The sequence below is a fragment of the Gordonia sp. (in: high G+C Gram-positive bacteria) genome, assembly GCF_047600565.1.
Classification (GTDB): domain Bacteria; phylum Actinomycetota; class Actinomycetes; order Mycobacteriales; family Mycobacteriaceae; genus Gordonia.
Genome location: NZ_JASGKN010000001.1, coordinates 221,441 through 242,889 on the forward strand (window position 1 = coordinate 221,441; position 21,449 = coordinate 242,889).

The window sequence follows — 21,449 nt, forward strand, 5'->3', positions numbered from 1 at the left end:
TCGTAGGCCTGCGTAAACTAGAAAGTAGGTCGAACACCTGTTCTAGTCAACGAAAAGGGGGTGTGGGCATGAGTCGACGCCGCAAGCACTCGTCCAGTCCGAAACGCTGGCGTGATGCCGACCTCACACCCCTAGGTTTAGGGCAGGTACCGGACGGGCTGTCCGATCATGACGCTGACGTGGCAGCGATCAATCAACTGGTCGCGACCACCGAGGGTGAGTCGTATCTGATGTGGCGGCGCCTGAACGCGGTCGCCGACCTCCTCGAACGACGCGCACCGGTCGATCCAGCAACCGCCAAGGACTCGGTCGAGTTCACCCGCCTGTGCGACCCGCGTACGAAACTGGTCACCAGTATCGCCACCACTTTGGCGGTCAGTACGTATCTGGCGGAGAAGCTGGTGACCGAGGGCGAAGCCCTACGCCACCGCCTGCCGCAGACCGGAGTGTTGTTGCGGGACGGGGTCTTGAGTCCGCGAGCATTCTCTGCGGTGGTGTTCGAAACCACCGCCGTCATCGACCCAGGTCTGATGGTGCAGATCGATCACCGGATCGCCGACGAACTCACCGCCTCCGGCATACGCACCGTGACCGCCGTCGCCGACCTCGCACGCCGGATCGTCGCCGACGTCGATGCCGAAGCAGCCCGGGCAGAGCGGGAAGCAGCCAAGAAGGCGGCCGGGGTGGTGAGCTATCCGACCCGCGGCGGCATGGCGGTCCTGGAAGTCACCGACACCGCAGAACGGATTGCGGTGATGGAAGCGGCGATCACGGCTGCGTCAGCCAAGACCGACGAGACGGACACCCGCAGCAGTGGGCGCCGCCGCGCCGATGCCGCTTACGACCTACTCACCGGTGACGGCACTGGTCCCGGTTCCCGGATCATCGTGAACGTCATCACCGACGGATCCACGCTTGAGGGCGGCGACACACCCGGGCACCTCGACGGCCACGGAACCATCTCCGCCGACCACGTCCGCGACATCGCATCGACGCCCGGCACCGTCGTGCGGCCCCTCGACCTGACGCGGCTGGCTGATCACACTGCGCAGGCGGCGGACCCGTACCGGCCGACCGCCCTGCTGGACACAGTGGTGCGTGGCTTGTTCGGAACCTGCACCTGGCCGGGTTGTTCACGCCCCGCTCACCGTTGCCAGCTCGATCACGTCACCGAATACAACCACCAGAACCCCGACACCGGTGGTGCGACGTGTTGGTGCAACCTCAACCCCAAATGCGTGTTCCACCACCAGATCAAAACCTTCGCCGACGGCTTCCTCGACGATCAGGTCATCGACGCGAACGGCCAGATCTGGACCGAAATCACCACTCCCGAAGGATTCACTACCCGAACCCGGGCACCCAACACCTGGCTACTACCCGGTCTCGGATTGATTCCGTGCCGGCATGGACCGCCCCAGGATCTCCTTTCGACAGGCTCAAGGAGCGGGTCAACAGACCCAGCGAACGGGACTGCACCGGAACGCTCCTCGGGCGCGCCGCAACGCTCCTTGAGCCTGTCGAAAGGAGCCGAACCGCAACGCGCCCGAACCCGCACGGAGGCCAAACACGCCTACCGGATGCACCTGCGTGCCCAGAACCGGCGAGCTCGCTTCGACAGGCTCAACGAGCGGACGAACCAGCTCAACGTGCGAACCGATGAGCAGGCGACGATCCCGGCATTCGCCGACGACGGTCCACCGCCGTTCTGAGTCGGTCGGTGGTTCGGCGTGTCGTGGAACCGTGGGCTGTCCGGACGCGTCCAACCGGCATGACCGATCACCTGCACCTCGACCTGAGTGAACTCCGGCGGCTTCGGGCCCGGCAGTATGCGGCGGCCGATACGTTGTCCGCCTGCGCCCGGAGCCTGGAACAGAGCCCGCCCTGGGCGACGGCGGCCGCCCACCGCCGGACCGCGGCGATCGTCCGGCGACGGATGACGGCCATCGCCCGCCGACTCGACGCGTCTGCGGCCGCCGCCGTCGACCTCGCCGACCGAAGCGGGGCCCGGGCCGCCCGGCTCGCCGACCTCGACCGCACATGAGCGTCCTCGGAGAGTTCCTGGCCGCCGTCGACCGGTGGCACGACCACCTCGGCCCCGACATCGACCTCGATGAACTCGAAGCACCCCATCGGGCCGTCGCCGACCTCGACCTCGAAGCCTTCGGCCGCCACGCCGACCATCTGCGGGCCACCGCCGACGCACTCGACGACGCCGCCCAGGCCCTCGCCCCCGGTGACCACACCGGCTGGGACGGCGCCGGGGGAGACGGTCTCGCCGACGCCACGCGGGCCATCGGCGACGACGTGACCGAACTGCGGGACATCCTCGCCGAACACGCACGCACGACGGCCACCGCCCACGACACCCTCGACCGGATACTGCGCGACTACCGCGCCGCCATAGCCGACGCCACCGCACCCGTGCCGGCGACCGGCACCGACGCCGTCCGCGCCGAGGTGGCGACCCGGGTGGAACTCGCCACCGCCGCCGGCACCGCCGCCGCACAGGGCGTCGACGACACGATGACGGCTCTCGCCGACGAGTACCGGAGCGCCGGGGAACTCGTCCTCGCCGGCGAACGCTGAACGAGTCCACGACCCTCCGCGCCCGGGGCGATAGGGTGGGACCGTGCTCGGGAAGAAGAAGGTCGTGGCCCCGCCGCCCGACCAGCTGTGCAAAGACCTCGCCCGCCGCGGACCCCACCCGGTCGACCGCGGTGACCTCGGCATCGTCGGCATCCCCGGCTCGGTCTACGCACCGCGGACCGGCACCGGACTGCCCGCCGTCGCCTTCGGTCATGCGTGGCGCACCGACTCCGCCGCCTACCGCGACCTCATGTATCACCTGGCGTCGTGGGGCATCGTCGTCGCCACCCCCGACTCCGAACGCGGAATCATGGCCTCCGACATCGAACTCGCCACCGACCTGCGCGCCGCCCTGACCGTCACCCAGAGCGTCTCCCTCGGCGTGCAGACCCCGATCACCGTCGACGCCGCGAACGTCGGCCTCGTCGGCCACGGCTTCGGTGCGGCCGCCGCCGTGTACGCCGCCTCCGACCGCGTGCTCCTCGGGCGTCCGCAGATCCCGGTCAAAGCCCTCGCCGCGCTGTTCCCGGCACCCACCACCGACGACCTGCTCCCGGCAGCGACCAAAGTCACAGCGCCGTCGCTCGTGCTCGCCGCACCGGACCAGCTCGACTCGATGAACGGCAACGCGCTGATCCTGGCCAAGCAGCTCGGCGACGACGTCGTGCTCCGGACCGTTCCCGGATCCACCAACCGCGGACTGCTCGAACATCGGTCCATCAAGTCGCTGATCGGCGTGAACGGCGCCGAGAAGGCCACCCACAAGACCGTCCGCACCCAGCTGACCGGCTATCTTCTGGCCACCCTGACCGGCGATCCGACCTATGCGGCATTCGCCGATCCGGAAGCGATCATGCCGTCGGTGACCGCCGTCGACCTCGGCGAAGCGCGCCCCGCCGATGCCGGACACGTCGCCCAGCTCCTCGGAGTGCCCGCCTACACCGACGACGGGGGCAAGCGTCTGCCCTTCGGCAGGTAAACTCGACCACCATGTGCGGAATCGTCGGATACGTGGGGCAGCGCGATGCTCTCGACATCGTCATCGAAGCCCTCAGGCGGATGGAATACCGCGGTTATGACTCTGCGGGTGTCGCCATCGCCGACGGTCACGGACACATCGCCATCGAGAAGAAGGCCGGTCCGCTGGTCAATCTCGAAAAGCAGATCGCTGAGGTCGGCGCCGACACCCTGAGCGGCACCACCGGCATGGGGCACACCCGATGGGCCACCCACGGCCAGCCGACCGACCGCAACGCCCACCCGCACCGCAGCCTGGACGGCAAGGCCGCCGTCGTGCACAACGGCATCATCGAGAACTATGCCTCGCTGCGTGCTGAGCTGGAGTCCGACGGCATCGAGTTCGGCTCCGACACCGACACCGAGGCCGCCGTGCACCTCCTGGAGCGCGAATACACCTCGGGCGCGAACGCCGGTGACTTCGTGGCCAGCGCCTACACGGTGCTGCGCCGGCTCGAAGGCGCGTTCACCGTCGTCTTCATGCACGCCGACCATCCGGACACCATCGTCGCCGCCCGCCGTTCCACCCCGCTCGTCGTCGGCGTCGGCAAGAACGAGATGTTCGTGGCCTCCGACGTCACCGCATTCATCGAACACACCCGCGACGCCGTCGAGCTCGGGCAGGACGAAGTCGTCGTCATCACCGCCGACAGCTTCGACATCACCGACTTCGACGGCAACCCGACCGGCGGCAAGCCGTTCCACATCGACTGGGACCTGGCCGCCGCCGAGAAGGGCGGCTACGACTACTTCATGCTCAAGGAGATCGCCGAGCAGCCCGAGGCGCTCACCAACACCCTCCTGGGGCATCTCGAAGACGGTCGCATCGTGCTCGACGAGCAGCGACTCTCCGACGAGGACCTCCGCGACGTCGACAAGGTCTTCGTGGTCGCCTGCGGCACCGCCTACCACGCCGGCCTGATCGCCAAGTATGCGATCGAGCACTGGACCCGCCTGCCCGTCGAGGTCGAGCTGGCCAGCGAGTTCCGCTACCGCGACCCGGTGCTGGACCGGTCGACGCTGGTCGTGGCCATCAGCCAGTCCGGCGAGACCGCCGACACCCTGGAGGCCGTCCGCCACGCCAAGGAGCAGAACGCCCGCGTCCTGGCCATCTGCAACACCAACGGTGCACAGATTCCCCGCGAGTCCGACGCTGTGCTGTACACACACGCCGGCCCGGAGATCGGTGTCGCCTCCACCAAATGCTTCCTGGCGCAGATCGCCGCCGCCTACATGGTGGGACTGGCGCTGGCGCAGGCCGTCGGCACCAAGTACCAGGACGAGGTGGTCTCGGAGTTCCACAACCTCGAACAGATGCCGGCCGCTGTCGCCGAAGTCCTCGAGCAGATGGAACCGGTGCGCGACCTGGCCCGGGAGTACGCGAAGAGCGACACCGTCCTGTTCCTGGGCCGCCACGTCGGCTACCCGGTCGCCCTCGAAGGTGCGCTCAAACTCAAAGAGCTGGCGTACATCCACGCCGAGGGGTTCGCCGCAGGCGAGCTCAAGCACGGACCGATCGCCCTCATCGACGAGGGCCTGCCGGTGATCGTCATCATGCCGTCGCCGAACGGCCGCGCCCTGCTGCACTCGAAGATGATCAGCAACATCCGCGAGATCCAGGCCCGTGGTGCCCGCACCATCGTGATCGCCGAGCCGGACGACGACGCCGCCAAGGCGGTCGCCGACCACTTCATCCCGATCCCGGCCACCCCCACCCTGCTGCAGCCGCTGGTGTCCACCGTGCCGCTGCAGGTGTTCGCCGCGACCGTCGCCCAGGAACGCGGCTACGACGTCGACAAGCCGCGCAATCTCGCCAAGTCCGTCACCGTCGAGTAGGCGGACCGTCGTGACCGGCTACTTCTCGGTCGAGAAGATCCGCGCGGCCGAGGAGGCCACCGGCGACCTCCTGACCAGCGGTGCGCTCATGGCGCGAGCCGCGAACGGTGTCGCCCGGGTCGCCCTCGGCGAACTCCGGGCACGCGGAGCCGGGATCTACGGCCGCACCGTCGGTCTGGTGATCGGAGCCGGCAACAACGGCGGCGACGCGCTCTACGCGGGCGCGATCCTGGCCGGCCGCGGCGTCGCCTGCCATGCGGTGCTGCTCGCCCCGGACAAGACCCACGCCGACGCTCTGGCCGCCTACCGCAGGGCCGGCGGCCGAGTGATCGACGCGTTCACCGCACCCCTCGACGTGGTTCTCGACGCCGTCGTCGGCCTCGGCGGCCGCGGGCCGCTGCGACCGGAGGCGGCGCAGGCCTTCGCATCCCGGTGCGCGGCCGAAGCCACAGTCATCGCCGTCGACCTGCCCTCCGGAATCGACCCCGACACCGGTGTCGTCAGCGACCCATCGGTGCGTGCCGACGTCTCGGTCACCTTCGGCGAACCGCGCCTCGCACACCTGCTGGCGGCACCGCAGTGCGGCCGCGTCGAGGTCGTCGACCTCGGACTCGACCTGCACGACCCGGACATCACCGTCCCCGACGACCGCGAGAACGCCGCCCTGTGGCCGGTGCCCGGCCCCCGCGACGACAAGTACACGCAGGGTGTGGTCGGGATCGTCGCCGGCTCCGCCACCTACCCGGGTGCCGCACTGCTGGCCACACAGGCCGCCGTGGCGGCCACCTCCGGCATGACCCGCTACGTCGGCCCGGCCGCCCACGACGTGGTGAACCATCGCCCGGAAGTGGTGGCGGTCGAACGGTTCGACGACGCCGGCCGCGTGCAGGCCTGGGTCGTGGGCCCGGGCCTCGGTGCGGACTCGCGCGCCCACGACCTGGTCGAGACGGTCCTGCGCAGTGACGTTCCGGTGCTCGTCGACGCCGACGGCCTCACCATCCTCGCGTCACGGCCCGGCCTGCTGCGCGGCCGCACCGCGCCGACCCTGCTCACCCCGCACGCCGGCGAATTCGCACGACTGGCCGCGGCACCCGTCGGCGACGACCGTCTGTCCGCCGTCCGCGACCTCGCCGCGACCCTGGGCGCGACAGTCCTCCTCAAAGGCCGCATCACACTGGTCGCCGACCCCGACGGCCGCGTGGCAGGCAACGACGCGGGCGCGTCCTGGGCGGCCACCGCCGGCGCCGGAGACGTGCTGTCCGGGATCGCCGGATCACTGCTGGCGGCCGGTCTCACACCCCTGACGGCGGGCACCCTCGCGGCCCGCGCCCACGCCGTCGCCGCCCGGATCGCCAGCGGCCCGGCACCCGGACACCCCATCGGAGCCTCCGATCTGGCCGCCGCGCTGCCGGACGCGATCACGCTCCTGCGACAATCGAGACGATGACCACCGACCACGCAGCGCTCACCGCGACCGTCGACCTCGACGCCATCACCCGCAACGCCCGGGTGATCGCCGAGCGTTCCGGCGTGCCGCTGATCGCCGTGGTCAAGGCCGACGGCTACGGCCACGGAGCCCTGCCGGCGGCACGAGCCGCGCTCGCCGGCGGCGCCACGGAGGTGGGCGTCGCCCACATCTCGGAGGCGCGCGCCCTGCGGGCCGCCGGACTCACCGAACACCTCACCGCCTGGTTGCACACGCCCGATGCCGACTTCGCGGGCGCGATCGCCGACGACATCGACATCGCCGTCTCCTCGCCGCGGCAACTGGCCGCCGTGGTCGCCGCCGCCCGGGAGGCCGGAACCACCGCGACGGTCACTGCCAAGGTCGACACCGGATTGGGGCGCAGCGGGATCGCCTACGACGAGTGGGACGACACGGCCCGGGCGATCGCCGCCGCCCAGGCGGAAGGCGCGATCGACCTGCGCGCGGCGATGTGCCATCTCGCATTCGGCGACGAACCCGACAATCCGATGAACTCGCAGCAGGCCGCGAACCTGGACCGTGCGGTCGATGACCTTCGCGGCCTCGGCGTGACACCGCAGGTCACCCACATCGCGAATTCGCCGGCAGCCCTCACCCGGCCCGACCTCGCACGGGATCTGGTGCGCCCGGGCATCGCGCTGTACGGCTGCTCGCCGATCCGCGGCCGGGACTTCGGCCTCACCCCCGCCATGACGCTGAGTGCCGAGATCGCACTGGTCAAGAAGATTCCCTCCGGACAGGGCGTCTCCTACAGTCACCAGTGGATCGCCCCGCGCGACACGACCGTCGCCGTGGTGCCGTCCGGCTACGCCGACGGTGTTCCGCGGCTGCTGTCCGGCCGGCTCGAGGTGGTCGTCAACGGGCGCCGTTTCGCGGGCGTCGGCCGCATCTGCATGGACCAGTTCGTGATCGACCTGGGCCCCGACGGCGGCGGCGTCGCCGAAGGCGACCGCGCCTACCTGTTCGGTGCCACCCCCGACGGGTCCACACCGATTCCGGTCGCCGACGACTGGGCCGACGCGATCGGCACCATCGACTACGAGATCGTCACCGGGGTGCGCGGCCGCACCGTCCGGCGCTATGTGGGGCACGGAGATGGCTGAGCGTCGCACGCGCCGATCGGTGCGTTCGGGGTTGAGTCAGGTCGGCGCACTCGGCGCCACCACCGCCGGCACCCTGCGTAAGCGCCGCCGATCCAAGAAGACCGGTCAGGGCGGCCAGGATCCGTGGGCCGACGAAGACTTCACCCGGATCTACTCCGACGAGGCCTCCACCGTCATCGCCGACGACGGCGTCGGTCTGGCCGTCCGCACCGTGGTGACCGGCGACCGCAAGTCGGAGACGGCCCCGGAACTCACCGTGATCTTCGTGCACGGCTTCACCCTGCGGATGGCGTCCTGGCACTTCCAGCGGTACGGGCTGGCCCAGCGGTGGGCCGACCGCCGCATCCGGATGGTCTTCTACGACCAGCGCGGACACGGCCGCAGCGACCCGGCCACCCGCGCCGGCTGCACCATCCACCAGACCGCCGAAGATCTGGCCGCCGTCATGCGTGCCGTCGCACCGACCGGACCGGTGGTCCTGGTCGGTCATTCGATGGGCGGCATGACCATCATGCGGCTGGCCCGCAACCATCCGACCCTGTTCGGCTACCGGGGCCGCATCACCGGTGTCGCCCTCGTCTCCACCGCGCTGCGCGGCATCACCGAGGCCGGCCTCGGCGAGGGGCTGAACAATCCGGTGGTCGACGCCCTGCGCGTCTCCGTCCGCTACATCCCGGGACTCGTGCAGGCCGGCCGCGGCGTCACCCGGCAGGCGGTGCAGCCGGTGCTGGTCGCCGCCAGCTTCGGTCCGGACTACTACAGTCCCGCCACCGAATCGGCGGTCGAGAAGATGATCCAGAACACCTCGATCGCCACCATGGTCAACTTCCTGAAAGCCCTGGAGAGTCACGACGAGTCGACGTCGGTGCCGGTCCTGGCACAGGTGCCGTCGTCGGTGATGTGCGGCGATCAGGACCGTCTCACCCCGCTGCCCAACTCGGTGCGCATGTACTCCGAGCTCGGCGAGGACTCGCGTCTGGTGATCGGGGAGGGCTGCGGCCACATGCTGCCGATGGAGTTCCCCGACCTCGTCAACGACGCCATCGTGAACCTCGTCGACCGTTCGCGACTGGCCCGCAACCGTCCCACCATGCGGTGGTACGGCAACCGGGAGGAGGCGGCGCATGGTGACGCGCACTGACGCCGGATCCCGCGAGTTGCCGACCGTCGCCGACACCGAGGCCTTCGGCGCGGAACTGGCCGGCATCCTGCGGGCCGGCGACCTGGTGATCCTCGATGGACCGCTGGGAGCCGGCAAGACGGCGCTGACCCGCGGCATCGCGGCCGGCCTCGGCGTGCAAGGCCGCGTCTCGTCGCCGACGTTCATCATCGCCCGCCAGCATCGGCCGGGGGAGGCCGGCGGCCCGGGCCTCGTGCACGTCGACGCCTACCGGCTCAGCGGGCTCGACGACCTCGACGCGCTGGACCTCGACACCGATCTCGACGACGCCGTCGTCGTCGTCGAATGGGGGGAAGGTGTGGCCGAACAGCTCGTCGACGAATATCTGCTGGTGCGTCTGCGCCGCGACGACGACTCGGAGGTGCGTCGGGTGACCTGGGAATGGGAGCGCCGATGAAGATCCTGGCCATCGACACCGCCACCCCGGCCGTCGTCACCGGTGCCGTCGACCTCTCACCGGATCAGACTCCGGTGGCGGTCGCCGAACGGGTCGTGCACGACCATCGCCGGCACGCGGAAGTGCTGACGACCCTGATGGCCGAGGTACTGGCCGAGGCCGGCTGGACCGGCGCCGACCTCGACGCCGTGGTGGTCGGCTGCGGCCCGGGACCGTTCACCGGTCTGCGAGTCGGAATGGCCACGGCGGCCGCCTACGCCGACGCCCTCGCCGTGCCGGTGCACGGCGTCTGCTCACTGGACGCCGTGGCCGCCGCCGTCGAGGCCGACGGCGGCGAGCGGCCGCTGCTGGTGGTGACCGACGCCCGTCGCCGCGAGGTGTACTGGGCCCGCTACACGGCCGGCACCCGGAGCGCCGGCCCCGACGTGTGCGCCCCCGACGCCGTCGACCCGGCCGGCGCGGTGCTGGTCGCCGGCACCCCCGGATTCTCCGACCGCTACGGTCTGCCCGTCTCGCCCGTCGAGGTGCCGACCGCCGCCTCGCTCGTCACCGCAGCGGCCGGTGCGCTGAGGGCCGGCACCGCACCGGAACCGCTCACCCCGCTCTACCTGCGTCGCCCCGACGCCGTCGAACTGAAGGACCAGCGACGCAAGTCGCTGCTGCCGGAGAAGTGACGGATCAGGCCGGCTTCGTCGTCGACGACCTCGCCCTCGCCGACCTGCCGCGATGCGCGGAACTCGAAGCGCACCTGTTCGCCGGCGAGAGCCCCTGGCCCCTCGAAGGCTTCGTCAGCGAACTCGCCGCCCCCCACAACCGCTATTTCGCCCTGCGGGATTCGAGCGGCGGCGGAGAACTCGCGGGATACGCGGGCATCAGCCTGCTCGGACCGCCCGGCGAGCACGAATGCGAGATCCACACCATCGCCGTCGCCCCCGAACACCGCGGGCGCGGTGGCGGACGGATCCTCCTCGACCGGCTGCTGGAAGTTGCCGACGCCCAGGCCGCCCCGGTATTCCTGGAGGTGCGCACCGACAACACCGTCGCCCTCACCCTGTACGGCAGCGTCGGATTCACCGTCGCCGGGGTGCGCCGCAACTACTATCAGCCGTCCGGCGCCGACGCCTACGTCATGGCCAGGCCGCCGTCCGACAAGCTCAAGGAGCGTGACGCATGATCGTCATGGGCATCGAGAGCTCGTGCGACGAGACCGGTGTCGGCATCGTCGGCTGGGACGGCGAGAAGGCCACCCTGCTCGCCGACGAGGTCGCCTCGAGCGTCGACGAACAGGCCCGCTACGGCGGCGTGGTGCCCGAGGTGGCGTCCCGCGCCCACCTCGAAGCGATCGTGCCGACCATGCAGCGGGCCCGCGAGACCGCCGGCATCGACCGTCCCGACGCCATCGCCGTCACCATCGGTCCCGGTCTCGCCGGGGCACTGCTGGTCGGTGTCGCCGCCGCCAAGGCCTACGCCCTCGCCTGGGACGTCCCGCTGTACGCGTTGAACCATCTCGGCGGGCACGTCGCCGTCGACACCCTCGAGCACGGACCCCTGCCGCCGGCCGTCGCGCTGCTGGTGTCGGGCGGTCACACCCACCTGCTCGGCATCACCGACCTCGCCCAGCCGATCGACGAACTCGGCACCACCATCGACGACGCGGCCGGCGAAGCCTTCGACAAGGTGGCGCGGCTCCTCGACATGGGCTACCCGGGCGGGCCCGCCATCGACCGGGCGGCCCGCGACGGCGACCCGGAGGCGATCCGGTTCCCGCGCGGTCTGACCGGTCCGCGCGACGCCCCCTACGACTTCTCGTTCAGTGGACTCAAGACGGCTGTCGCCCGCTACGTGGAGGGCGAGGTGAAAGCCGGCCGTGAGGTGAGCGTTCCCGATGTGGCGGCCTCGTTCCAGGAGGCGGTCGCCGACGTGCTCACCGCCAAGGCGCTCCGCGCCTGCGCGGACCGCGGCGTCGACACCCTGGTGCTCGGCGGCGGCGCCACCGCCAACTCGCGGATCCGGTCGCTCGCCGAGGAACGCACCCGCGCCGCGGGCATCGATCTGCGGGTGCCCGCGCCGCGCCTGTGCACCGACAACGGAGTGATGATCGCGACGCTCGGCGCGCACGTGATCGGCAGCGGCGCCCCGCCGTCACCCCTGACCGTGGCCACCGATCCGGGCATGAGCGTCCAGATCAGCAAGCTGTAGTCACTGATCCAGCGTCGCTCCACCGTCGACACGGAGATCGTGCAGGGTGATGTGCCGGGCCGCGTCGGAGGCCAGGAACGTCACCGTGGCGGCGATGTCCTCGGGCTGCGCCAGCCGCTGCAACGGGATCCCGAGCCGGTACTGGTCGGGGGTGCCGGCGATGACGGCGGCGGCGTGCTCGTCGGGGGAGCGGTCACCGGCCCACATGCCGCGCAGCATCGGGGTGTCCGTCGATCCGGGGGACACCACGTTGCAGCGGACTCCGCGCGACGACAGCTCCAGTCCGACGCTGCGGACCAGTGAGGTGACCGCGGCCTTGGTCGCACCGTAGGCACCCAATCCGAGTCGCGGGCTGGCACCCGAGTTCGAGGAGACCACCGTGATGGTGCCGCCGTCGGCGACGGTACGGGTCGCCGCGCGCAGCAGGGCCATCGTCGCGGTCGTGTTGACGGCGACGAGACGATCCCAGTCGGCGTCGGTCAGGTCGGCGATGGTGCCGGTCGTCAACACGCCCGCGGTGTGGGCGATCGTGGTGAGCGGCCCGCCCAGTCGCTGCGGCGCCTCGGCGACCAGGTCGGCGACCGCGTCCCGATCGGCCAGATCCGCCACCAGTGCGGTGGCGCCGAGCTCACCGGCGACCTGCTCCACAGCCGGATCGACGTCCGAGAGCAGGACCTGGGCGCCGGCGTCGACGAAGGCGCGGGCGACGGCCCGACCGATGCCGCCCGCCGCACCGGTCACCAGCGCCCGCCGGCCCGCCAGTCGATCAGGCATCGGCTGATCAGGCATCGGCTGATCAGGCATCGGCGGCGGCCTTCACCCCGAGCGCGGCCAGCGCGTCGGCCGTCGCCAGCGGCACCCCGCACGTGGTGCTCACGTAGTCGACCGCGGCGCCGTGGAAGGGGGCGTTGAAGTCGGCGACCGCGTCGGTCACCAGAAACGCCTGCACGTCCTGCATGAACGCGTCCGCCGCGGTCAGCATGACGCCGATGTGTGCGTAGATGCCGGTGATGATCAGCTGATCGCGGCCGTCATGGGCCAGCAGCGAGCGCAGATCGGTGCGCGCGAACGCCGAGTACCGCCACTTGGTGATCTCGACGTCGTTCGGGCGAGTCGCCAGGTCGTCGATGATCCGGGCCTCGTCGTCGTCTCCGATCCCGGTGCCCCAGCGTTCGGTGAGCAGACCGCGGCGCGACGGATGCTGACGTGGCGGCTGCGCGGTGTAGACGACCGGCATCCCCGCCCGGTCGGCGGCGTCGCGCAGTGCCGCGATGTTCGGGATCACCGTGGCCAGAGGTTCGGCGCCCGGCTCGTAGGCGTCCACGAAGTAGTTCTGCATGTCGTGGATCAACAGGGCGGCCCGGTCCGGGTCGATGGTCCAGTCCAGCTGGGGCGTCGTCCGCACCGTGACGTCGGCCATGGTGTACGGCGCAATCGGGGGGATGGACATGGGTTCTCCGATCAGGATTCGGGATGGTGGTCGGTGGGAGCGGTCAGCTCGGTCAGGAGGAGGTCGGCCCACCACGGCAGGTCGTGGCCGCCGGGATAGGTGGTCAGGGACACCGGCCAGCCGGCGTCGGACAGTTCACGGGCCAGTGCGCCGACCGGATCGACGAGCAGACGCTCGTTGAGTCCCACCGCGAGCCGAAGGGGCCGCGGGGGCGCCGACTCGAGTTCGCCGGCGATCCAGCTGCGGTCGCCGCCGACGTCGGCCGGGCGACCGGTCAGGCCGGGCTTCCACCAGAGCGACGGTGAGTAGACGATCAACTCGTCGACCGCATCGGGATGCCAGGCGGCGGCGGCGAGCGCCGTCAGGCCGCCCAGGCTCTGCCCGGTCCACACGACCGTGGTCGGGCCCTCGAGGCGCGCCCTGGCGTGAGCCACGGTGTCGGCGACGGCGCGGACGAAGTCGCGGTTGGCGCCGAGCTGCTGCAGCCGGGCGGGACCGCCGGCCGGAGAATCGATGCCGAGCAGGGCGATCGGGGCGCCCGAGCCGGCGCGGGCGAGAACACCGGGCAGGTCGCACACGTCGAACCACTTGTCCGCGTCCGGAACCACGACCAGTCGGGTCGGCTGCTGCCGGTCGCCGCCGGACGGTGCGATCAGCCGCCATCGGATCGGGTCGCCCGGTCCCGGCAGGACTCCTTCGGCGAGCGGTGCGGGCCGGTCGTCGCCGACCCGCCAGCCGTCGAGGTCCGGGGCGCCGTCGGTGACCAGGACCGACCCGAACGGGGAGGACTGTGCGTCCGGGTTCGTCGGATCGCTGACGGCGGCGTCGGCCACCGGCCGGGAGTAGCGGAGACGGCCGTCGACGAGAGCCGGGTCGTCGGCGCGGTACGGGTAGAAACGGTAGGTGGCCAGGGTGCCGCGCGGCACCGCGAACTCGGTGAACCACAGCGGAGTCGAACCCCAGCGACGCAGTTCGCCGTCCGGGCCGTCCGGGGCGTCGGTGATCCGGTTGACCCAGGCGTACACGCCGGCCGCGTCGTCCGGTGCCGTATGGGTGAGCAGCACCCGCTGCGACGCCGGGTCGTCGGGATGGTCGGTGATCAGCGGGGTTCCGTGGCGGCGCAGAGCGTCCATCACCTCGTCCGCGTCGGCACCGGGCTCGGTGTCGACGATGCGGGACCGCAGCGCCTCGGGGCCGTCGCCGGTGCAGCGGTCCACGGCGGGGTCGGCGAGGGCGGCCGCCACGGTGGCCAGAGTCTCCGGCGACACCATGCCGGGATGGTTCACCGGCAGCTCGGTGTAGGCCACCGAGCCCTCGATGTGAGGTTCCCACGCTCGCGGCGAAAGGAAGTCCTCGGCGCTCTCGGCGGCCGCGTAGTGCCGCGCGTCAGCGCCGATCACCCCGGTGCGGTGCGCGCGCATGAGGGTCGCGAAGTGGGCGACGACATCGGTGATGCGGCGGACCTGTTCGGTGGTCAGACCGCCCAGGGCCGCATGGTTCTCGCGCAGCGCCGCCAGTACGTCGTCGTCCGACCGCAGGTCGTCGTCCGACGAGTCGGCGCCCGCCATGATCAGCAGGGCACGCCGCACCTCGGCGGGGGTGGCGGGCGGCTGATCGGCCCAGCATTCGCTGGGGTAGGCGTCCAGCAGCACCACCTGGCTCACCTCGCGGCCCCGCTCGGAGGCCAGGACGGCGATCTCGTGGGCGATCACGCCGCCCACCGACCAGCCGAGCAGCCGGATCGGGCCGTCCGGGGCGACCGAGTCGATGGTGTCGAGGTAGCTGCGGGCGACCTCGGTGATCGACTCGGGCAGCGGTCCGCCGTCCAGGCCGTCGGCCTGCAACGCGTACAGGCCGATCCGCGGATCGAGAACCGGAAGCAGGCCGGCGTAACACCAGCCGAGACCGCCGGCGGGATGGATCGCGAACACCGGGGCCACCCGATCACCGGGGTCGCCGCCGTCCGGGGCCGGCCGCAAGGTGAGGAGCCGCCCGAAGGCGTCGCCGGATTCTCCGCCGTCCAGGCGGGCCGCGAGGGCGGCCACCGACGGGGCACCGAACAGGTCGGCCACCCCGAACGGTTCGCCCAGGGCCTCCGAGCATCGGCGCGCCAGCACCGAGGCGGTCAGCGACGTGCCACCGAGATCGAAGAAGCTGTCGGTCACCGACACGTGGTCACGTCCCAGGGCGGCGGCGAACAGCGGCTCCAGCGCGGCCTCCCGCGGAGAGCGCGGAGCGACCACGTCGTCGCTGCCGAGCTGCGGCTCGGGAAGTGCGCGGCGATCCAGCTTGCCGTTGCGGGTCATCGGCAGAGCGGCCAGCACCTCGACGGCGTCGGGAACCATGTACGACGGCAGTCGGCGCGACAACCGGTCACGCAGGTCGGTGCTGTCCACCTCGACGCCGACGGCCGGGACGACGTACCCGACGATGAGGGTGGACGGGCCGGTACCGGTGACGACCTCACGGGTGATCACGGCGGCCTGATCGACACCGTCGAGGTCGGCCAGAGCGGCCTGGATCTCGCCCAGCTCGATGCGTCGGCCGCGGACCTTCACCTGATCGTCCACCCGGCCGTCGTAGATCAGCAGACCGGCGTCGTCGCGGTGCACCAGGTCGCCGGTCGCGTACATGCGCTCGCCGGCGACGAACGGATCGGGCACGAACTTCTGCGCCGTCAGCTCCGGCCGGCCGACGTAGCCGCGCGCCAGCTGGATACCGGCCAGATACAGTTCGCCGACCGCGCCGGGGACCTGCGGGCGCCGGGCCGAGTCCAGCACGTAGGTGCGGGTGTTGGCGATGGGGGAGCCGATCGGCACCTCGGTGCCGTCCCAGTCCGGTCCGGGGGTCCACTCGGTGACGTCGACGGCGGCCTCGGTCGGACCGTACAGGTTCGCGATCCGCGTGCCCGGCAGAGTGTCGAGACCGCGGCGCAGCACGTCCGGCGGCAGCGCTTCACCGGAGCACACCACCAGCCGCAGCGGATTGGGTCCGGCATCGGCTGGGCCGGCGGCGAGGAAGGCGGCCAGCGCCGACGGGACGAAGTGGCAGACCGTGATGCCCTGGGCGACGAACTCCCGGGCCAGGCCAGCGCTGTCGCGTTCGAGTCCCGGAGTGGCCAGCACCAGGGTGGCCCCGGTGATCAACGGCCAGAAGAACTCCCATACCGAGACGTCGAACGAATACGGAGTCTTCTGCACCACCCGATCGTCACCGGTGAGCGTGAACTCCCGATCCATCCACAGCAGCCGGTTCACGATGCTGCGGTGCTCGACCAGCACGCCCTTCGGCCGTCCGGTCGATCCGGACGTGAAGATGATGTACGCGCCGTCCTCCGGGGTCGGCGGCTCGTCTCCGGTGCTCGAGTCCGGCACGTTCGGTGAGTCCGTCGACGGGAGCGACTCGATCCGCAGCGCCAGACCGTCGTGCGTCCAGTCGGGGTCGTCGCCGTCCGGCGCTGTCAGCAGGACGCGTGCCCGGGTGTCCTCGAGCATGCCGTCGATGCGTTCGGCGGGCAGTTCCGGATCGATCGGCAGATAGGCGGCGCCGCAGTCGAGGGCGGCGAGCAGTCCGGCGACGGTCTCGGGGGAGCGGACCAGCCGGAGAGCGACCACGTCGCCGCGGCCGACGCCGCGCCGGCGCAGTTCGGCCGCCAGCGAGGAGACCGTCGCGCGCAGTCCGGCGTAGGTGAGCGCGTTCTCGCCCCAGACCAGTGCGGTGCGGTCGGCGAATCGGTCACCGGCCGCCGCCAGCAACGCCGTCAGCGTCGTGGTGGAGGCCGTCTCCCGCAGCGCGGGATCGTCGGTGCGGTTGAGCTCGACCACCTCGTGCCGCGCCTCCTGCGCGGTGGCGATCGGCAGCGAACCCAACGTCACAGCGGCGTCGTCGGCGCTGATCCGGGAGAGCAGCGCGGCGAGGCGGTCGGCGTGGGCGTGGGACTCGTCGACGCCGTAGCGCGCCGGATTGGTCTCCACTTCGAGCACGAAGCCGCCGTCCGGCGCAGGGGAACCGGTCACCGTCAGATCGTCGACGGGACCCATCGCGATGTTGCCGACGGTGCCGGTGGCGTCGCCGAACGTCAGCTGCGGAGTGAAGAACTTCAGGTTGGCGCTCGGTCCGAACAGCGGGGTATCGGCCCCGACCAGACCCAGATCGCGGCGCAGGCGGTCGGCGCGATAGCCGGTGTGCGGCCGGACGGTGCGCAGCTCGGTGGCGACGGCGCCGATCAACTCGCCGACCGTCATCGTGGGGGTCGCCTCCACCCGCAACGGCAGGATGTTGACCTCCGGCTCCATGGTGGGCGGAGCCCCCAGCCGCCGGTTGGCCCACGGGACACCGAGGGTCACCGAGGTCTCGCCGGTCAGCGTGGCGGTGTAGCAGGCCAGGGTCGCCATCAGCGATTCCGCCCAGCCCCGGTCGGTGTTGGCGGTACGCGGTGCCAGACGCACGGTGGTGCGCCGCGCGCGTGCGGTCGCCGGGGACGGCTCGGCGCGGGACACCGACGGCGGTCGCGCCGAGTCCAGATAGCCGGCCCAGAACTCGGCATCCTCGGGCGTCGGGGCGTCGGCAGTTGGGTCGGGGGCGGCCGGGTCGGGGGTGGCGAACGGCGACTCCGGGAGGGGATCTCCGGCGGCGTCGGCCGTGTACGAGTCGGCGATCCAGCGCAGCAGTCGCGCGAACGAGTAGCCGTCCACCGCGACGTGATGGATCCGGGTGATCCAGACGTGCCGGTCGTCGCCGATCCGGACCAGGTGCTGAGCGGAGAGCTGCTCGCCCGCGATCGTGTTCGAGATCGGCGGGCAGCCCATCGCGGCATCGACGACCGCGTCCAGCTGCTCGCCGGCGTCGTGCACCACCACCGGGTGCCGGCGGGGCTCGGGGATCCGCCGCGGTCCGTCGCCGTCGTCGGTGTACCGGGCGTTCAGCGCGGGCACCTGCGCCAGGCATCGGCTCACGACGTCGGCGAAGCGTTCGGCGTCGAAGGGGCCGTCGATCTCCACCCGCTCCGCGCACTGATAGACCGGTGCGTCGGCGACCTGCTGCTGGGCGAACCACACAGCGAGCTGAGCGGGGGTCAGGTCGACGGACAAAGGCGTGCTTCCGGATCGGTAGTCGGACTATAAGTAAGGTTAGCCTATGAACTAGAATCCCCTCGTGGCTGGATATCCCCCCGAGTTCGCGCAGAAGTACCGAGACGCCGGTTATTGGATCGGCCAGACCCACTCCGATCTTCTCGCCTCAGCGGCCGAAGCGCACCCCGATGCGATCGCCGTCCGCGACGACCGCCGCGCCCTGACCTACCGCGAGGTGCTCGACGGATCCCGTCGTCTCGCGCACGGCCTCATCGACCGGTACGGCCTGCGGGCCGGTGATCGCGTCGTCGTCCAGTTCCCGAACGTCGCCGAATACGTCGAGGTGATCTTCGCGCTCTTCGACGCCGGTGTCCTCCCGGTGTTCGCCCTTTCCAGTCACGGTCTCGCCGAACTCGACGACCTGGCGGCCCGCAGCGATGCGGCCGCGTTCCTGACCGTCGACTCGTTCGGCGTCACCGACTTCGGTGATCGCGCCGCCCGTCTCGCCGCGACGAGAACGCACACCTCCGATGGCCGGCCGTTCGCGACGATCGTCGCCCGCCACGGCGCCGACGACCCTCTCGGGGAGTTCCGCGGCGAGCAGACCTCCTCCACCGGCCGCTCGAGCGGACCGGAGGAGATCGCGTTCCTCCAGCTGTCCGGCGGCACCACCGGGGCGCCCAAGATGATCGGCCGCACCCACGACGACTACCTCTACTCGGTGCGCGAGTCGGCCCGCATCTGCGGACTCGACGACACCTCCGTGTTCGGCGTGGTCCTGCCGGTCTCGCACAACTTCACGATGAGTTCCCCCGGCATCCTCGGCGCGATCCACGCTGGCTCGCAGATCGTGATGGTGCCGGACACCGACGCCCGCACCGTCCTCTCGCAGATCGCCGAGCACGGGATCACGCACCTGTCGGCGGTGCCGCCGCTCGTCGCCGCCTGGCTCGATTCGGCCGAGGCCGGCCGGCACGACGTGTCGTCGCTGCAGGTGATGCAGGTCGGCGGCGCCAAACTGCTCGAGACCGTCGCCCGCCGGGTGCCGGACCTGTTTCCGTCGGTCACCCTGCAGCAGGTCTTCGGCATGGCCGAGGGACTGGTCAACTACACGCGCCTGGACGACGACGTCGACCGGATCGTCGCCACCCAGGGCCGCCCGATCAGCCCCGACGACGAGATCCGCATCGTCGATGCGGACGGGGTGGCGCTGCCCGACGGGCAGGAGGGCAGCCTGCAGACCCGGGGCCCGTACACGATCCGCAACTACTGGGGCGGGGTCGCCGCCGACTCCTTCACGCCGGACGGCTTCTACTGCACCGGCGACCGCGTGATCCACGACGCGGCCGGCTATCTGACGGTCGTGGGCCGCGACAAGGACCAGATCAACCGGGCCGGCGAGAAGATCGCCCCCACCGAGGTGGAGGACGTGCTGCTCGGCCACCCGGGCATCCGGGACGCATCCGTGGTCGGCGCCCCCGACGAGCGGCTCGGCGAACGGATCGTCGCCTACGTCATCCCGTCGGCCGCCGCCCGTGCCGACGGGACCGCACTCGACGAGTTCGGTGTCCGCGGATTCCTGCGCGAATCGGGTCTGGCCCGGTTCAAGATCCCGGACGACGTCCACATCGTCGACGAGTTCCCGACGACCGCGGTCGGCAAGATCAGCAAGAAGGATCAGCGCACGGAGGCCGCCGCAGTACCCGCGGCCGAACCCGCCGATGCCCTGGCCGCCGAACAGCTCCGCAAAGACCTGGCCGACAAGTTGATGGTCGATCCGGCCGCACTCGGCGATTCGCTGATGCTCGCCGACAGCGGCATCGACTCGCTCGCGCTGATGGCGCTGCTCGACAAGTGGCGGGCTGCCGGCGCCACCGGTCTCGACTTCGAGACCGTGGTGGCGGCACCCACCCTCGAAGCACTCTTCGACACCGTGCGGCAGGCCGGCGGCCGATGACCGGCACCGTCGACGTCGCCGGGCTGACGGCGCTGCGCCGCGATCTGCACGCGCATCCCGAGCTCGCGTTCGACGAGCACCGCACCGCCGGCGTCGTCGCCGACCGGTTGCGCGGCCTCGGGGCCGAGGTGACGACCGGGATCGGCGGTACCGGTGTCGTCGGCGTGCTGCGCGGAGAGCGGCCCGGCCCCACCGTCGGTCTGCGGGCCGACATGGATGCGCTACCGGTCACCGAAACCCTGCCGCGGCCGCACGCCTCCACCGTGCCGGGCGTGATGCACGCCTGCGGGCACGACGGTCACTGCGCCATGCTTCTCGGTGCCGCCGAACTCCTGGCCGGCCGCGACTTCGCCGGCACCGCCGTCCTGGTCTTCCAGCCCGCCGAGGAGGGGGCGGCCGGCGCGAGCGCCATGCTCGACGACGGTGTGCTCGAACGCTTCGGCATCCAGCAGATCTACGGCGTGCACAACATTCCCGGCATCCCGGCCGGCGACGTCGCCGTGCGCCGCGGCACCCAGCTGGCGTCGTTCGACGATCTGGAGATCACCCTGCGCGCCGACGGCGGCCACGCCATGGCGCCGCATCTGACCGGTGACGTGATCGTCGCCGGTTCGGCGATCGTCACCGCTTTGCAGACCGTCGTGTCCCGGAGCCTCGACCCGTCGGTGCCGGCCGTCGTCTCGATCACGCGGTTCGACGCCGGCTCCACCAACAACGTGCTGCCGCCGACGGCACTGCTGGCGGGGACCGCTCGCTGCCTGTCCGCGGACGCCCGCGACACCATCGAACGATCGGTCCGGCGCATCTGCGAGTCGGTGGCCGCCGCTCACGGCGTCCAGGTCGACGTCCGCTATGACCGCCGCTATCCGTGCACCGTCAACGATGCCGCCGCCGCGGTCCGGGTCGCGGACGTCGCGACCGCACTGCTCGGCGCCGATCGGGTGGATCCGGACTGCGCCGGCATCATGGCCGCCGAGGACTTCGCCTTCTTCCTGGAGAGGATTCCCGGCGCCTACGCGTTCATCGGGAACGGCCCGGTGACCGCTGAATCGGGCCCGGTGCACAGCCCGGCCTACGACTTCAACGACGACGTCCTCGAGACCGGGGCACGGCTCCTGGATGCGATCGCCAGGCGGGCGCTGAGCGACCTCGGATGACGCCGC

At 71.2% G+C, this 21,449-nt stretch carries 17 protein-coding genes; 14 read left to right on the forward strand and 3 right to left on the reverse strand.

Features of this window, described 5'->3' with window-relative positions:
* Window positions 1-179 precede the first annotated feature (179 nt).
* From QM774_RS01145 to tsaD, 12 genes are read left to right on the forward strand one after another with little or no spacing between them, the layout of a single operon-like run.
* A complete protein-coding gene (locus tag QM774_RS01145; protein ID WP_414974140.1) occupies window positions 180-1,712 on the forward strand; it encodes a DUF222 domain-containing protein in 1,533 nt (510 codons plus the stop codon).
* A gap of 59 nt (window positions 1,713-1,771) precedes the next feature.
* Complete coding sequence (locus tag QM774_RS01150) at window positions 1,772-2,044, forward strand: hypothetical protein (RefSeq protein WP_414974141.1); 273 nt, start codon at window positions 1,772-1,774, stop codon at window positions 2,042-2,044.
* Window positions 2,041-2,589 (forward strand): hypothetical protein, encoded by a 549-nt coding sequence (locus QM774_RS01155; protein WP_414974142.1) that lies wholly within the window; start codon window positions 2,041-2,043, stop codon window positions 2,587-2,589. Before QM774_RS01150 ends, QM774_RS01155 begins: the two co-directional genes overlap by 4 nt.
* Before the next feature lie 43 nt (window positions 2,590-2,632).
* Entirely contained in the window at window positions 2,633-3,568 is a 936-nt protein-coding gene (locus QM774_RS01160) for a dienelactone hydrolase family protein (RefSeq protein WP_414974143.1), read from the forward strand.
* An 11-nt stretch (window positions 3,569-3,579) separates the two neighbouring features.
* Complete coding sequence (gene glmS / locus QM774_RS01165) at window positions 3,580-5,442, forward strand: glutamine--fructose-6-phosphate transaminase (isomerizing) (protein WP_414974144.1); 1,863 nt, start codon at window positions 3,580-3,582, stop codon at window positions 5,440-5,442.
* Between the two features lie 10 nt (window positions 5,443-5,452).
* Window positions 5,453-6,889: an NAD(P)H-hydrate dehydratase gene (locus tag QM774_RS01170; protein ID WP_414974145.1), complete on the forward strand. Its 1,437-nt coding sequence runs from the start codon at window positions 5,453-5,455 to the stop codon at window positions 6,887-6,889.
* Complete coding sequence (gene alr, locus QM774_RS01175; protein ID WP_414974146.1) at window positions 6,886-8,031, forward strand: alanine racemase; 1,146 nt, start codon at window positions 6,886-6,888, stop codon at window positions 8,029-8,031. Before QM774_RS01170 ends, alr begins: the two co-directional genes overlap by 4 nt.
* Window positions 8,009-9,172: an alpha/beta fold hydrolase gene (locus QM774_RS01180; protein WP_414974147.1), complete on the forward strand. Its 1,164-nt coding sequence runs from the start codon at window positions 8,009-8,011 to the stop codon at window positions 9,170-9,172. Before alr ends, QM774_RS01180 begins: the two co-directional genes overlap by 23 nt.
* The gene (gene tsaE, locus QM774_RS01185) at window positions 9,156-9,608 is read left to right on the forward strand and encodes a tRNA (adenosine(37)-N6)-threonylcarbamoyltransferase complex ATPase subunit type 1 TsaE (protein ID WP_414974148.1); all 453 of its coding nucleotides are present in this window, start codon (window positions 9,156-9,158) and stop codon (window positions 9,606-9,608) included. Before QM774_RS01180 ends, tsaE begins: the two co-directional genes overlap by 17 nt.
* Window positions 9,605-10,282: a tRNA (adenosine(37)-N6)-threonylcarbamoyltransferase complex dimerization subunit type 1 TsaB gene (gene tsaB / locus QM774_RS01190; protein ID WP_414974149.1), complete on the forward strand. Its 678-nt coding sequence runs from the start codon at window positions 9,605-9,607 to the stop codon at window positions 10,280-10,282. The genes tsaE and tsaB overlap by 4 nt, the downstream gene beginning before the upstream one ends.
* A complete protein-coding gene (gene rimI, locus QM774_RS01195; RefSeq protein ID WP_414974150.1) occupies window positions 10,279-10,782 on the forward strand; it encodes a ribosomal protein S18-alanine N-acetyltransferase in 504 nt (167 codons plus the stop codon). The genes tsaB and rimI overlap by 4 nt, the downstream gene beginning before the upstream one ends.
* Entirely contained in the window at window positions 10,779-11,807 is a 1,029-nt protein-coding gene (gene tsaD, locus QM774_RS01200; RefSeq protein WP_414974151.1) for a tRNA (adenosine(37)-N6)-threonylcarbamoyltransferase complex transferase subunit TsaD, read from the forward strand. The genes rimI and tsaD overlap by 4 nt, the downstream gene beginning before the upstream one ends.
* On the opposite strand, the gene QM774_RS01205 is transcribed toward tsaD, so the two are convergent.
* Genes QM774_RS01205 through QM774_RS01215 form a run of 3 tightly spaced genes read right to left on the reverse strand, consistent with a single transcriptional unit; the run spans window position 11,808 to window position 18,347 of the window.
* Window positions 11,808-12,581, reverse strand: a complete 774-nt coding sequence (locus QM774_RS01205) for an SDR family oxidoreductase (protein WP_414974152.1) — start codon at window positions 12,579-12,581, stop codon at window positions 11,808-11,810.
* Between the two features lie 22 nt (window positions 12,582-12,603).
* Window positions 12,604-13,257: an isochorismatase family protein gene (locus QM774_RS01210; protein WP_414974153.1), complete on the reverse strand. Its 654-nt coding sequence runs from the start codon at window positions 13,255-13,257 to the stop codon at window positions 12,604-12,606.
* Window positions 13,258-13,268: 11 nt separating this feature from the next.
* On the reverse strand, window positions 13,269-18,347 hold the full coding sequence (locus QM774_RS01215) for an amino acid adenylation domain-containing protein (protein WP_414974154.1): 5,079 nt from the start codon (window positions 18,345-18,347) through the stop codon (window positions 13,269-13,271).
* Between the two features lie 64 nt (window positions 18,348-18,411).
* On the opposite strand from QM774_RS01215, the gene QM774_RS01220 reads away from it, so the two are divergent.
* Together QM774_RS01220 and QM774_RS01225 are read left to right on the forward strand one after the other, a co-directional pair.
* Window positions 18,412-20,286 (forward strand): AMP-binding protein, encoded by a 1,875-nt coding sequence (locus tag QM774_RS01220; protein WP_414974155.1) that lies wholly within the window; start codon window positions 18,412-18,414, stop codon window positions 20,284-20,286.
* Window positions 20,283-21,443: an amidohydrolase gene (locus QM774_RS01225; RefSeq protein WP_414974156.1), complete on the forward strand. Its 1,161-nt coding sequence runs from the start codon at window positions 20,283-20,285 to the stop codon at window positions 21,441-21,443. Before QM774_RS01220 ends, QM774_RS01225 begins: the two co-directional genes overlap by 4 nt.
* Window positions 21,444-21,449: the final 6 nt, after the last annotated feature.